Annotated in this window: 14 protein-coding genes; 10 read left to right on the top strand and 4 right to left on the bottom strand. The window is 71.3% G+C overall.

What is annotated here, in order from left to right; all coding sequences use genetic code 11:
- From VKN16_13945 to VKN16_13925, 5 genes are all read left to right on the top strand, one after another.
- Positions 1-886: LLM class flavin-dependent oxidoreductase (locus VKN16_13945; GenBank protein ID HME95305.1), on the top strand; the 886-nt coding region annotated here is incomplete at its 5' end.
- The gene (locus VKN16_13940; GenBank protein ID HME95304.1) at positions 883-1,617 is read left to right on the top strand and encodes a VOC family protein; all 735 of its coding nucleotides are present in this window, start codon (positions 883-885) and stop codon (positions 1,615-1,617) included. The genes VKN16_13945 and VKN16_13940, both read left to right, overlap by 4 nt.
- A gap of 162 nt (positions 1,618-1,779) precedes the next feature.
- Positions 1,780-3,138: a tetratricopeptide repeat protein gene (locus VKN16_13935; protein HME95303.1), complete on the top strand. Its 1,359-nt coding sequence runs from the start codon at positions 1,780-1,782 to the stop codon at positions 3,136-3,138.
- A 23-nt stretch (positions 3,139-3,161) separates the two neighbouring features.
- Positions 3,162-3,383, top strand: a complete 222-nt coding sequence (locus VKN16_13930; protein ID HME95302.1) for a hypothetical protein — start codon at positions 3,162-3,164, stop codon at positions 3,381-3,383.
- Positions 3,380-3,622 (top strand): hypothetical protein, encoded by a 243-nt coding sequence (locus VKN16_13925; GenBank protein HME95301.1) that lies wholly within the window; start codon positions 3,380-3,382, stop codon positions 3,620-3,622. The genes VKN16_13930 and VKN16_13925 overlap by 4 nt, the downstream gene beginning before the upstream one ends.
- Here the strand turns inward: VKN16_13925 and VKN16_13920 are convergent.
- Entirely contained in the window at positions 3,619-4,098 is a 480-nt protein-coding gene (locus tag VKN16_13920; protein ID HME95300.1) for a hypothetical protein, read from the bottom strand. The genes VKN16_13925 and VKN16_13920 overlap by 4 nt on opposite strands.
- A gap of 126 nt (positions 4,099-4,224) precedes the next feature.
- Here VKN16_13920 and VKN16_13915 point away from each other — a divergent pair, with 126 nt between their 5' ends.
- Together VKN16_13915 and VKN16_13910 are read left to right on the top strand one after the other, a co-directional pair.
- Complete coding sequence (locus VKN16_13915; protein ID HME95299.1) at positions 4,225-5,010, top strand: HAD family hydrolase; 786 nt, start codon at positions 4,225-4,227, stop codon at positions 5,008-5,010.
- A gap of 49 nt (positions 5,011-5,059) precedes the next feature.
- Positions 5,060-6,295 carry a mandelate racemase/muconate lactonizing enzyme family protein gene (locus VKN16_13910; protein ID HME95298.1) on the top strand — a complete coding sequence of 412 codons (1,236 nt, stop codon included), beginning with the start codon at positions 5,060-5,062 and terminating at the stop codon, positions 6,293-6,295.
- 24 nt (positions 6,296-6,319) lie between these two features.
- Here VKN16_13910 and VKN16_13905 read toward each other — a convergent pair whose 3' ends face one another.
- Complete coding sequence (locus tag VKN16_13905; GenBank protein ID HME95297.1) at positions 6,320-6,958, bottom strand: DNA-3-methyladenine glycosylase; 639 nt, start codon at positions 6,956-6,958, stop codon at positions 6,320-6,322.
- Positions 6,959-7,021: 63 nt separating this feature from the next.
- Here VKN16_13905 and VKN16_13900 point away from each other — a divergent pair, with 63 nt between their 5' ends.
- The 3 genes from VKN16_13900 (at position 7,022) to VKN16_13890 (ending at position 10,476) form a co-directional block, all read left to right on the top strand.
- Positions 7,022-7,957, top strand: coding sequence for an SMP-30/gluconolactonase/LRE family protein (locus tag VKN16_13900; protein HME95296.1), 936 nt, complete (start codon positions 7,022-7,024; stop codon positions 7,955-7,957).
- 11 nt (positions 7,958-7,968) lie between these two features.
- Positions 7,969-9,174, top strand: coding sequence for an MFS transporter (locus VKN16_13895; protein HME95295.1), 1,206 nt, complete (start codon positions 7,969-7,971; stop codon positions 9,172-9,174).
- Between the two features lie 93 nt (positions 9,175-9,267).
- Positions 9,268-10,476 carry a Gfo/Idh/MocA family oxidoreductase gene (locus tag VKN16_13890; GenBank protein HME95294.1) on the top strand — a complete coding sequence of 403 codons (1,209 nt, stop codon included), beginning with the start codon at positions 9,268-9,270 and terminating at the stop codon, positions 10,474-10,476.
- A gap of 129 nt (positions 10,477-10,605) precedes the next feature.
- On the opposite strand, the gene glgX is transcribed toward VKN16_13890, so the two are convergent.
- A complete protein-coding gene (glgX, locus tag VKN16_13885; protein HME95293.1) occupies positions 10,606-12,795 on the bottom strand; it encodes a glycogen debranching protein GlgX in 2,190 nt (729 codons plus the stop codon).
- A 133-nt stretch (positions 12,796-12,928) separates the two neighbouring features.
- Entirely contained in the window at positions 12,929-13,828 is a 900-nt protein-coding gene (locus tag VKN16_13880; GenBank protein ID HME95292.1) for a TAXI family TRAP transporter solute-binding subunit, read from the bottom strand.
- Positions 13,829-13,837 lie beyond the last annotated feature (9 nt).

Genomic DNA, 13,837 nt, shown 5'->3' with positions numbered 1-13,837 from the left:
CGTAGAGCTGCATCCCTTCGGCCGCCGCGTGAGGGACAAGCGTGACGTCTGGGAGGAAGCGGTGCGCGTCCTGGTGCCGTGCTTCACCCAGCAGTCGGTCGAGCACCACGGCCAGTACTTCGACTTCCCGGCCCGCAACGTGATCCCGAAGCCCCGGCAGAAGCCGCACCCGCCGCTCTGGGTGGCGTGCTCGAACATCCAGACCATCGCCGCCGCGGGGCAGTGGGGCATGGGCGCGCTCGGCTTCCAGTTCGTCTCGCCGGAGGCGGCCCACGCGTGGGTGAACCGGTACTACACGAGCCTGACCCGCGACCTGAACCGGCTCGCGGATTATCCGGTCAATCCGAACATCGCCATGGTGAGCGCCTTCATGTGCGCGCCCACCGACGAGGAGGCGCGCGAGAAGGCGGCGGGCTGGACCTTCTTCGTGTTCTGCCTGTCGCACTACGGCCGCCACGGCATGGCCGAGCCCGGCACCGGCGACATGTGGAAGCTCTACCAGGAGTGGCGTCACACGCCCAAGGCGCAGGAGACACTCAAGGCCGGCCTCATCGGCTCGCCGGAGACGATCCGGCGCCGGCTCGTCGAGTTCGAGGCCACCAACGTGGACCAGGTCATCCTCTTGAATCAGACCGGGCGCACCAGCCACGAGGACATCTGCTCGAGCCTCGAGCTGTTCGCACGCGACGTGATGCCCGAGTTCCACGCGCGGGAGCCGCAGCACCAGCGCTGGAAGGCCGACGTGATGGCCGGCCGCGTGGCGCTCGAGGCGCTCGACACCGAAGAATTCACGGTCTATTCCCACCAGAACGAGGACATCGTGCGGCTCACTCCCGAGCAGCTGAAGCAGAAGATGGCGGCGAAGGAAGCGGAGCGCCGGGCATGAGCGGCATCCGCATGCGGCAGATCTGCCTGGTGGCCCGCCGGCTCGAGCCGGTGGTGGAGCAGCTGCAGTCGGTGCTCGAGCTGCCGGTGTGTCATCGCGATCCCGGCGTCGGCAAGTACGGGCTCGAGAACGCGCTGTTCCCGATCGGCGACAAGTTCCTGGAGGTGGTCGCGCCGGTGCGCGACGGTACCACCGCCGGCCGCTATCTGGACCGGCGCGGCGGCGACGGCGGCTACATGGTGATCACCCAGTGCGACGATCTGGCGCCGCGCCGCAAGCGCTGCGAGGCGCTGTCCGTGCGCATCGCCAACGAGATCGGCTATCCGGAGTACCACGAGCTGCAGCTCCACCCCCGCGACGTGGGCGCCGCGATGCTCTCGTTCGCCTGGCAAGCGGGCGCTCGCGCGCCGGGCGGGCCGTGGCACCCGGCGGCCTGCCACGGCGAGGGCGAGCCCGGCGGGGGCGCGAGCCTGATCCGGGCCATGACCGCCGCCGAGCTGCAGAGCGAGGACCCCGACCGGTTGGCGCGCCGCTGGAGCGACCTGATCGAGCGCCCGGTGCGCGTGCAGGACGGCCAACGCCTGATCGCCCTCGATGACGCGACGCTGCGTTTCACCGAGGCGACCGACGGGCGCGGCGAAGGCCTCGCCGGCCTTGACCTGATGTGTGCCGATCCGGCCCGCCGCGGCCTCGTCCTCATCAGCGGGATCCGCTTCCGCCTGCTCGCCTGATCGGTCGCCGGCGGGCGCCGGTGCCGTTCCGTGGACATCGGACGCCCGTCCGTGTCAGTCGAGGCCGGATGGGGGAGGTCCCGGCGCCCCTCTCCCGCCGCGATTCCACACACTTGGCCACCACTCGACGGTGGCAAGAATGTTGCCGATATCGGAACCGCCATGCCGCGGCGCCTGCTCCTGCCTCCGATGCTCGCCGTCCTCCTCGTGCTCCTGATGGGCTGCAACGGTCCCGACTCGCGGGTGCGCGGCACGGTCCAGTCGGGGGATTCGGCGGCCCGCCAGCGCGCCCTGCGCGAGGCGCTGCGCTACTATCGCGCCGCTGCGGTGGCCGAGCCGGCCTCGCTCGACGCCCAGACCCGCCGGGGCGGGATGGCCGAGGTGCTCGGCGAGTTCGACGAGGCCCTGGACGCCTACGCGCGCGCCGCCCGCATCGAGCCGTCGGCGCGCGCCTACCAGCGCGCGGGAATCCTCGCGGAGCGGATGGGCAGCACCGCCGTGGCGGTGGAATACCTGAACGCCAGCCTCAACGCCCCGCCCACCCGGTCGGAGCGCATGGCGCAGACCGGGCTGCGCTGGGTGGACGGGCTGCGCCGATCGCTCAACGCCTCGCGGATCTCCCGCATGCTGCCGGACCGGGTGCTCCGGACGCTCGACGTGGGTCGGGTCGTTCTCGGCGGCGCCGCGGTCGACCACGAGGTGACCGCGACCGCACTGTTCGCCACGCTGGTCGAGTCCGGCGACACCGCCCGCGCGCTCGATCTGGCCCGTGCCCGCGGCTGGGTGCAGGAAGGCGCCGACTACTGCGCCGCGGGCTCCGGGCCGCGCGACCCCGAGATCCGGGCGCTGGTGGGGATGCTGGCCGCTCCGGAGCGCACCGACTGTCTGCTCCGCGTGGGTCGCTCGCTGACCGACGACGGCAGGGTCCGCCTGGCGCGCACGGTCCTGCTGGACCGCAGCCGTAGCTCGGCCGATCCGCGCGTGCGCCGCGAGGCGCTGACGTTCATGGGCCGCCGGCTCCCCGCCCACGAGGTGCCCAAGCTGGCCGAGGCGTTCAACATCGCCGGCTACAACCTGCAGCATCGCTTCGGCGACGCGGGCGGCGCCGCCGCCGCGTACCAGCGCGCCATCGCGGCGGACGCCAAGTTCTCCTGGCCCTACGCCAACCTCGGCCGCCTCTACATGGACATGGCCCAGCACGAGGTGGCGCTCGAGTGGCTGCGCACCGCGGTCCGGATCAACCCGAAGCACGTCCGCGCCTACGTCAACCTCGGGCTGTCGCTGCAGCTGCTGCGGCGCGACGAGGAGGCGGTGCCCGCGTACCGGGCCGCGCTCGCGCTGGATCCCGACGACGCGTTCGTGCACGCCAAGCTCGGGCGCAGTCTCCTCAAGCTGGGGCGGGACGCGGAGGGACTCCAGGAGCTGCAGGTCGCGGTGCGCCTCGACTCGAGCCTGACCGTGGAACGCGAATTCCTGGTCCGGCGCGTCGCGGGCGATCCGCGCGGCTTCCCCCCGGACTGAGGCCGCGGTATGGTGGGGCGCTCATGCCCCCCGACCCGCCCTCGTCTCCCGCCTCCCGCGCTCCGGCCTATCGCGCTCTCGCCGTCACCGTCATCACGCTGGCTCTCGCCTACGGGGTCTGGTACGTGTACAGCGTCTTCCTCGTCGCGCTGCTGAAGGAGTTCGGCTGGAGCCGGTCCGTGCTCGCGGGCGCCTTCTCGGTGTTCACGCTGGTCAGCGGCGGCGTCGGGCCGGCTACTCGGTGACCGCGTTCATCGTTCCGGCCATGATGGCCGATCGCTTCCGCGGGCCGCACTGCGGCTCGATCTTCGGCGCGACGCAGGTCGCGAGCGCGCTCGGCAGCGCGCTGGGGGCGTGGCTGGCCGGGCGCATGTTCGACGCCACCGGCAGCTACGCGATCGCCTTCGGCGTCGCGGCCGGCGCCGCCGCGGTGGCGGCGTGGTCGGTGTGGGCGAGCCGGATCCCGCTGGCCCGCCCGGGCTAGCGAGACTCGCGCGAGCCGGTGGCCGCGCGCTTCCTCACGTGGCCGGGCGCCGGGATCTCCGCGGCGCGCACGCGCGCCGCCGCCGGGATGTATTCTGATGCGGCCGCCTTCGGGGTGATGACGGCGGGCCGCGCGGCGGGCTCGGCCGGCCGGATGGTCGCCGGAGATGAAGACGCGGCCGCCTGGCTCGGCGACGCCTCGAACAGCTGCCAAAGGTAGGGGACCGATACGAACGCGACGAACCCGACGACCGCCATGAGCATCGAGGCGCGGACCCAGCCGCGGCCGAGCCAGCCGTGCGAGCGGAGATCGCGATCCTCGTCGTCCTCGCCGGTCAGCCATCGGATCTCGTCCTGCAGGGATGCGACCTCCTCGCGCAGCCGGGCCGCTTCCTCTTCGAGGCCGGCCAGCCGCGCCTCGACGCTCGACGTTCCGCGCGATGCGACCCCGCTGATCTTGCGCTCCGCTAACGCCATGGCGCTCCTGAGCGGAGCAAGACCTGCGCCACCGAATGACGCCGACGCGCGAGCTGAAAAGTCGGCCGGTTACGCGGCCGCACCGATCGTGGCCGGTTCCCAGGCGCGTCCAGGCGGTGTCCTGGGATGACCGTGCCCGAGGTCCTCGCTCTCGATTTCGATGGGGTCTGCTGCGACGGCCTGCACGAGTACTTCGAGACGAGCCGCCGCGTGCACGCACAGGTGTGGCCGGACGAGCCGATGCCCGGGCCCGATCTGTTCGAGGCCTTCCGCGCGCTCCGCCCGGTCATCCTGAGCGGCTGGGAGATGCCGGTGCTGGTGCGGGCGATCGCGCAGAGCGTGCCGCACGCGGCGATCCTCCAGGGCTGGGACTCGGTGCGCGAGACCATCACCCACGCCGACCCGCGCGGCGCGGAGCTCGCGACGTTGCTGGGCCACACGCTCGATGCGGTGCGCCGGGAGTGGATCACGCGCGACCTCGAGGGCTGGCTGGCCCTGCACGAGCCGTACGCCACGCTCGAGCAGCTGCGTCGCCTCGTGGGCGCGCCGGCGCAGGCGGTGCTCGTGACGACCAAGGAGGGCGAGTTCGCGCGCCTCATCCTCGACCGCTGGCGCGTGCCGTTCGCCGACATCCAGGGCAAAGAGACCGGCGTGCACAAGTGCGAGAACCTGCGCGGGCTGATCGCCGCGTGGGCGGCCGGCCACGGCCGGCGGCCCCGGCTCGCCTTCGTCGAGGACCGACTGGAGACGCTGCAGCACGTGACCACGCATCCGGATCTGGCCGACGTCGCGCTCTACCTGGCCGCGTGGGGTTACAACACGGAGGCCGCGCGGGCCGTCGCGCGCGACGACGCGCGCATCCGCCTCCTTGCCCTCGACGAGTTCCGCGCGGGCAGCGCGCGCTGGCCGTGATCGCGGCGCGGCTTGTCCGCTCGGGCCGGCTGTGGCATCGTCCACTGCCATGAAGATCGCGCGCGTCGAGGCCTTGCACTGTGACGGCGGCTGGCGGCCCTGGACCTTCGTTCGCGTCGAGACCGACGACGGGCTCGTGGGCTGGGGTGAATGCAGCGACAACCGGAGTCCGCACGGCATCGCGGGCTCCGTGCAGGATCTCACCCCGCTGCTCATCGGCCAGGACCCGCGGCCGGTCGAGCGGCTCTACTGGGACATGCTCCGCGCCACTCGCCAGAATCTGGGCGGGGTGACCCACAAGGCGATGGCCGGCATCGAGCTGGCCCTGTGGGACATCAAGGCCAAGGCTCTGGGCGTGCCGGTCTACGAGCTGTTCGGGGGCCCGCTGCGCGACCGCATGCGGCTGTACTGGTCGCACTGCGGGACCACGCGGGCGCGCCTCGGCCACGTGCTGGGCACCCCGCCGCTGCGGAGCTACGCCGACATCACCGCGCTCGGCAAGGAGGTGGTGGCGCGCGGCTTCACCGCGCTCAAGACCAACATGGTGATCCCGGGCGATCCGGCCACCGTCTACTTCCCGGGCTTCGCCAGCGGCATCAACTCCACCGACGGCGCGCCCACCGTGGAGATCCTGGACGCCATCGAGCGCTTGATCGGTACCTTCCGCGACGCGGTCGGGCCGAAGGTGGGCCTCTGCCTCGACCTCAACTACAACTTCCGCACCGAGGGCGTGCTGCGCATCGCCAAGCTGCTCGAGCAATTCGACATGCAGTGGGTCGAGTACGACAACTGGGATCCGCAGGCGCTGCTGCAGATCAAGCAGTCGACGTCGACACGCCTGGCGTCCTGCGAGAGCCTGGTCACCACGCGACAGTACCGCCCGTTCCTGGAGCTGCACGCGGTCGACGTGGCGATCATCGACGTGCCGTGGAACGGGTTCTCGCAGGGCGTGCAGATCGGGCGCATGGCCGAGGCCTACGAGATCAACATCGCGCCCCACAACTACTACAGCCACCTCGCCGATCTCCATTCGCTTCACCTCTGCGCGGTCCTGCCCAACGTGCGCATCATGGAGATCGACATCGACGACGTGGCCTGGAAGGCGGACCTGGTCACGAAGCCGCCGGTCGTCAAGGACGGCCACATCTTCCTTCCCGACGGGCCGGGCTGGGGCGCCGACATCAACGAGGAGGTGCTGCGCGCGCATCCGTGGCCGGGCGTCGGCGAGCGTGCGCGCAGTTTCTACGGCATGAGCCCGGACCAGATGCGCGCCCGTCCCGCGTAGTCGCCGGGCAGGCTGATCAGCCGGCTAGGTGACGGCCGGCGCGACCTTGCGGTGTAGGGCCTGCTCGGCGGCGCGCCAGAGGTACCAGGCGGCCACCGAGCGGTAGGGCCTCCACCGCTCGCCGTAGCGCCGCAGCTGCTTCGGCGTGGGCTGGGTGCGGCGACCGTAGGCGCGCTTGAAGCCCTCGCGCACTCCGAAATCGTCGACCGGCAGCACGTCGGGCCGGCCGAGCGTGAAGATCAGCAGCATCTCCACCGTCCACTGCCCGACCCCGTGCAGCTCGATCAGGCGCTCGATGATCGCTTCGTCGGTCAGCCGGTGACAGGTCGCGCGGGTGGGGACGCCGCCCGCGCACGCAGCCCGGGCGATGTGCTTGATCGCGCGGATCTTGCCGCGCGAGAATCCGGCCCGGCGCATCTTCCGCGCGTCCATCGCGGCCACCGCGGCGGGAGCGGGGAAGCGCCGGCCGGGGAAGAGCGCGAGGAAACGGCCCAGGATGGCTTCGGCGGCGCGGCCGTGGATCTGCTGGTGCGCGATGGCGCGCACCAGCGTCTCGAACGGCTGCTGGTTGCGGATCGCGAGCCCGCACGGCCCCACCCGGCGGATGAGCGCGCGCATCACCGGATCGGCCTTGGAGAGATGACGGACCGCGGCTGCGCTCATGTCGCGCGACTGTAGCATAGGGGGATTGACTTCTCTCGCGGGAGTGGCGACCATCCGGGGGCCATGCAGACCACGCCCGTCCGCTATCCCGATCCGGCGGTGCAGATCCTCGACGAGAGCTTCACCAAGTATCGCGTCTTCAACTCGGCGGTGGAGCGGCTCGCCACCGGATTTCGCTGGGCGGAGGGCCCGGTGTGGTTCGGCGACGGCCGCTACGTGCTCTGGAGCGATATCCCGAACGACCGCATCATGCGCTGGGACGAGGAGACCGGGGCGGTCAGCGTGTTCCGCAAGCCGTCCCACTTCGCCAACGGCAACACCCGCGACCGACAGGGACGGCTCGTCACCTGCGAGCACGACAGCCGCCGCGTCACCCGCACCGAGTACGACGGCACCATCACGGTGCTCATGGATCGCTTCGAGGGCAAGCGCCTGAACTCGCCCAACGACGTGGTGGTCAAGTCGGACGACTCGGTGTGGTTCACCGATCCGCCCTTCGGCGTGCTGAGCAATTACGAGGGACACGCCGCCGCGCTCGAGCTGCCCACCAACGTCTACCGGCTCGAGCCGAAGACGGGCCGGGCCACCGTGGTCACCGGCGACGTTCCTCGCCCCAACGGCCTGTGCTTCTCGCCCGACGAGAGCCGGCTCTACGTGGTGGTCTCCGGCGCGGTGCCGCGCGAGATCCGCGTCTTCGACGTGGTGGGCGACGGCACCGCGCTCGAAAACGGCCGCGTCTTCATCGACGCCGGCGCCGGCATCCCGGACGGGCTGCGCTGCGACACCGACGGCAACCTCTGGTGCGGCTGGGGCGGCGGCGAGGGGCTGGACGGCGTCGCGATCTACAACCCGGACGCCCGGCTCATCGGCCGCATCCTGCTGCCCGAGCGCTGCGCCAACCTGTGCTTCGGCGGCGTGAAGCGCAATCGCCTGTTCCTGGCCGGGAGCCAGTCGCTCTACTCGATCTTCGTCAACACCCAGGGCGTGGCCGGCGGCTGAGCGGCCGCCCCATGGCCCTGCCCGTCGCGCTCCGCGCGTTCCGCCACGACGACTTTCGCCGCTTCTTCACCGCCCAGCTGGTCGCCCAGATCGGGTCGTGGATGCAGACGGTGGCCCAGTCCTGGCTGGTGCTGACCCTCACCTCGTCCCCGCTGCTGCTGGGCCTGATCGGCACGCTCCAGTTCGGGCCGATCCTGCTCTTCTCGATCGTCTCGGGCGCGCTCGCGGATCGGCTGCCCAAGAAGCGGCTCCTCATCGTGACCCAGGCCGTGCTGGGGGGCCAGGCTCTCCTGCTCGGGGCGCTCGTGTACGTCGGCCACGTGGAGTACTGGCACGTGGCGGTGCTGGCCACCGGGGTCGGCCTCGCCAACGTGCTCGACGGCCCCGCGCGCCAGTCGCTGGTGGCCGAGATGGTGGGCCGCGCGGATGTGAGCAGCGCGATCTCGCTGAACTCGGCGTGCTTCAACGCGGCCCGGATCGTCGGGCCCAGCATCGGCGGGCTCGTCATCGCTCGTTACGGGGTGGCGCCCGCCTTCCTGATGAACGCGGTCGGCTTCGTGATCGCGATCGCGATGATGAGCACGCTGCGCTCGCGTGGCCTGCCCCAGCCCGGGTCGGGTGGTAGCGTGGGTCAGGAGATCCTGACCGGCCTGCGCTACGTGTGGCGCACTCGCGAGATGGTGCTGGCTCTCGGGCTCTGCTTCATGGTGAGCTTCTGCGTCTTCAACTTCACGATCTACGTGCCGCTGGTGGTGCGCACCGTGCTGGGGCTGGGCGCGGAGGGCTTCGGGTTCCTCATGGCCGCCCTCGGCGTGGGCGCGGTGTCCGGCGCGCTCGCGCTGGGCATGGCGGGTCCGCGCCCGCCGCGCCCGCTCATGTTCGCCGCCGCCGCGCTGGCCTGCGGGGGGCTCCTCGGCCTCTCGGTGGTCCGCTCGGTCTGGCCCGCGATCGCGATGCTGTTCCTGACCGGCTTCTTCGGCGTCATCGCGGTGGTGGCGTGCAACACGACCATGCAGCTGGCCTCGACCGACGCGCTGCGCGGCCGGGTCATGAGCATCTACACGCTCGTGTGGGGCGGCGTGTTCCCGATCGGCGCGTTCATGGTGGGCGCCATGTCCGAGCGCTGGGGCGTGCAGCGAGCCCTCGCGACCAACGGAGCCATCGGCCTGACCGGCGTCGCCGCCCTCCTGGGCTGGTGGCGCCTCCGCACCCGCTGAGCGCCGACCGTGCAGTACCGCACGCCCCGAGTGGCCAGGAACGGAACTGGGGGAGTGCGGGGGCCATGTCGGGGCCCCCGCAGCTGAAGAGCCGTGAAGAAGTACACGGAGGACAGCATGACCGCGCCACGACCAACAGTACGTGTAGGCCTCATAGGCGCCGGCTTCGTCGCCCACATCCACGGCCTCGCGTATCAGCACGTGCGCGGGGTGGACGTGGAGCTGGCCTGTGTGACCGCGTCGCGCCCGGCGCGCGCGCAGGCCTACGCGAAGGAGTTCAAGGTCGCGCGCGTGGCCGCCGACTTCCGCGCGGTGCTGGCCGACCCCGATGTCGACCTGGTGGATCTGTGCGTGCCTCCGCACCACCACGCTCCGATGGCGATCGAGGCGGCGCGGGCGGGCAAGCACGTGATCGTGGAGAAGCCGCTGACCGGCTTCTTCGGCCCGTCCGCGACACCGCGGGAGGACATGCTCCGCTCCGCGCTCGCCGCGGCCGATGAGGTCCTGGCCGCGACCGCTGCAGCCGGCGTGCGGCTCTGCTACGCCGAGAACTGGGTCTACGCGCCACCCATCCAGAAGGCGCGCCGGCTGCTCGCCGCCTCGGGCGGGCCCATCCTGAGGCTGGTCGGCGAGGAGAGCCACTCGGGCACGCACTCGGCGGTGAACAAGCACTGGGTGACGGGCGGCGGCGGCTCGCTGATCGGCAAGGCGTGCCATCCGCTCGGCGGCGCGCTCTACCTCAAGGCCGACGAGGGCCGGCGCCTGCGCGGCGCGCCGGTCCGCCCGGTGTCGGTCATGGCCGAGGTGGCTCACCTCGCCGACACCGCGGTCTTCCGCGCGTCGTCTCCGCGCTATCTCAACACGGTCGACGGCGCGGACGTGGAGGACTGGGGCAGCATGCTGGTCACCTTCGACGACGGCACGGTGGCCCAGATCTCGGCGGCCGACACGGTGCTGGGCGGCATCCGCAACTCGATGGCGATCTACGGGGCCAAGGCGGTGGTGCTCTGCAACATCAATCCCAACGACGTCGTGCAGGCCTACGCGCCCGACCCGGCCGTGTTCGGCGACGAGTACATCGTCGAGAAGATCGAGACCAAGGCGGGATGGACCGCGCCGCAGCCCGACGAGGAGTGGACCACCGGCTATCCGCAGGAGATCCAGGACTTCGTGGAATGCGTGGCCTTCGGCCGCGAGCCGCTCTCCGGCGGTCCGCTCGCCCGCGACGTCACCGCCGTGATCTACGGCGCCTACCTCTCCGCGGCCACCGGCCACCGCATCGACCTCCGCCCGTTTCTCTAGAACGGGGTCAGGTCTTGCATTACGACATTTTCCGCGCTCGGGGCGATATGGCAGCGGGACACGAAAATGTCGTAATGCAAGACCTGACCCCTCAGCTGAACCCCTCAGCTGAACCCCTCAGCTGAACCCTCAGCGGGAGGAGCGGGCGGTGAATTCCAGCGCGATGCGCTGGACGGCGCGGCCGGGGCTGCCCATGGTGAGGCCGGCGAAGAGCAGGAAGGAGCGCGCGGTCACGTCGTAGGCCTGGCCCACGTCGAACGAGGGCAGGTCGGAGCGCTCCGGCTGGTTGGTGTCGAGCATGCAGAGCCAGCGCGAGCCGCCCACCAGCTCGGGCAGGCTGAACTTCACCACGTCGTGGTAGGCGTTCATGACCAGCAGCAGCGTCGCATCCCCGGCCTGCCGCTTGATCCCGCTCTCCTGGCCCCGGCCGTCGAGCAGCATGCCGAAGCAGCGCATGTGCGGATCCCGCCACTGCTCGCCGCTCATCTCGGAGCCGTCCGCGTTGATCCACGTCACGTCCTTGACCTGCAGCTCCTCGTTCCACTGCGCGGTGAGGAAGCGCCCCCGTCTCAGGATCGGGAAGGCGTGCCGCAGGAAGGTGAGCTTGCGCACGAACGCGGTGAGCGCGCGCGCCTCCCCGCCGTCGGCCGGATCGGGCCACGCGAGCCAGCTGATCTCGTTGTCCTGGCAGTAGGCGTTGTTGTTGCCGCGCTGGGTGTGGCCGAACTCGTCGCCGGCCAGGATCATCGGCGTGCCGCGCGAGAGGATCAGGGTGGCGAGCAGGTTCCGCTTCTGCCGCTCGCGCACCGCGCGGATGGCCGCGTCGTCCGTCGGCCCCTCCACCCCGTAGTTGGCGGAGAGATTGTTGTCGGTGCCGTCCCGGTTGTCCTCGCCGTTGGCCTCGTTGTGCTTGTCCTGGTAGGAGACCAGGTCGTTCAGGGTGAAGCCGTCGTGTGCGGTGACGAAGTTCACGCTGGCCCACGGCTTCCGGCCGCGCTTGTCGAAGAGATCCGCCGAGCCGGCGAGCCGGCCGGCCAGGTCGCCCACCTTGCCGTCGTCGCCGCGCCAGTAGCCGCGCGCGGTGTCGCGGAAGCGGTCGTTCCATTCGGCCCAGCCGGGCGGGAAGGCGCCGACCTGGTAGCCGCCCGGTCCGAGGTCCCAGGGCTCCGCGATCAGCTTCACCGAATTCAACACCGGATCCTGCCGGCAGGAGTCGAGGAAGCCGCCCCCCTCGTCGAAGCCGTGCGGCTCGCGGCCCAGGATGGTGGCGAGGTCGAAGCGGAAGCCGTCGACGTGCATCTCGGTGGCCCAGTAGCGCAGGCTGTCCGTCACCATCTGCAGCACGCGCGGATGGCTCAGGTTCACGGTGTTGCCGGTGCCGGTGTCGTTGATGTAGTGGCGCCTGGCGTCGGGTACCAGTCGGTAGTACGACGAGTTATCGATGCCCTTGAACGACAGCGTCGGCCCCCGCTCGTTGCCCTCGGCGGTGTGGTTGTAGACCACGTCGAGGATGACCTCGAGCCCCGCGTCGTGCAGGTGCGCCACCATCTGCTTGAACTCGGCCGCGTCGCCGGTCGCGAAGTACCGCGGCTCGGGCGCGAAGAAGCCGATGGAGTTGTAGCCCCAGTAGTTGGTGAGGCGCTTCTCCAGCAGATAGCCGTCGTCGACGAAGGCGTGGATGGGCAGCAGCTCCACCGCGGTGATGCCGAGCCCGGTGAGGTGATCCAGCACCTCGCGGCGCGCGAGGCCCGCGAAGGTCCCGCGCAGCGCCTCCGGCACCAGCGGATGGAGGCGGGTCAAGCCCTTGACGTGCGCCTCGTAGATGACGGTGCGCTCCCACGGGGTGCCGGGTCGGCGGTCGCGCGTCCAGGTGAACGCGGGATCGACGACCTGGCACTTGGGCACGTAGGGCGCGCTGTCCCGCTCGTCGAACGAGCGGTCGTCGTCGGGCGCCCCGATGGTGTAGCCGAAGATCTCCGGGCGCCAGGCGAGCCGGCCCACGTGCGCCTTCGCGTACGGATCGAGGAGCAGCTTGTGCGGATTGAAGCGATGGCCGGCGTCCGGCTCGTACGGGCCGTGGACCCGATACGCGTACACGGTGCCCGGCCGCACGTCGCGCAGATAGCCGTGCCACACCTCGTCGGTGTACTCGGGCAGCTCGATGCGCTCGAGCTCGCGCGTGCCGGTGTCGTCGAACAGGCAGAGCTCGACCTTCACCGCATTGGCGGAGAAGAGCGCGAAGTTCACCCCGAGGCCGTCCCAGGTGGCGCCCAGCGGGTTCGGCAGGCCTTCGGTGATCCGGGGGCTCGAGCTGGCCATATCGCCGCGCTGTCGTCTCAGCACGTTCCGTTCAGCAAGTTCCGTTCCCGGCTCGCGCGCGCGTCGGCGCGGGGGATGAGCGCACCGCGCGGCGCTCTCTCCGCGATCGCGCGTCGGAGTTACCGGGTTCTGCCTACCGGGCCGGCCCGGCCAGCAGGTTGGCCTCCGTGAGGTACCGGCGCACGCCCGGATGCAGCAGCTCGGGGCGGGCGATGGCGGCGACGGTGTTGGCCGCGGTGGTCTCGCGCCCCTGCGCGAGGCGCGCGCCCAGCGCCGCCTCGCCTCGGTGCAGCGCGCGGGCGAGCCGATAGGCCACGTCGTCGGCCAGGGTCGGGCGCGTCATGATGAAGCTCCACGAGCCCACCGATACCAGCCCGGTGGTCTGGCCCGGGTAGGAATTGGCGGGCACCAGCATCAGCTTGAGGAAGGGATGGGTGCGCTGGATGCGGTGGATGCCGTCGAGATCGGGCACCAGGAACCGCCCGCCCCTCGGCCCCTTCGCCACCGCGGTGAAGCCGGGCCAGCCGATGCCGCCGCCCCACAGGGCGGCCACGCGGCCGTCCATCACCATGGCGGGGCCGTCGCCGGCCGCGTCCAGGAACACCGCCTGGAAGTCGCGATCGCGCTCGAGCCCGAGGCCGTCGAGCACGTAGCGGGCGAGGAGGATCAGGCCGGAGCCACGCGCGCCGAAGGCCACCGGCCGGCTCTTCAGATCCGCGATCGACCGGTACGGCGAATCGGCCCGCACCACGAACATCCCGGGCGTGGAGTACATCGCGGCGAGCACGCGCAGGTCTGCGGGCGGCCGTCCGACGCCGGCGAGCGCCTCGTGGGCGACCTCGCCCTGCACGAGCGCCAGGTCGATCGAGCCCGCTTCGAGCCGCGGCACGTTCTCGGTGCTGCCCTTGGTGTTGCGGGGGCGCACGTCGAGGGTCGCGTCCACCTCGTTGATGGTGTCGGCCACCGCCTGCCCGTACACCGGGAAGCCGCCGCCGGGCGTGGCGGTGCCGAGCGTGACCTCGGTCTTGCTCACGGCGCGTAC

Source organism: Candidatus Methylomirabilota bacterium (assembly GCA_035315345.1).
Lineage (GTDB): Bacteria > Methylomirabilota > Methylomirabilia > Rokubacteriales > CSP1-6 > CAMLFJ01.
Note: the sequence above shows the minus strand (reverse complement) of the source record. Positions and strands in the feature narration are given on the sequence as shown.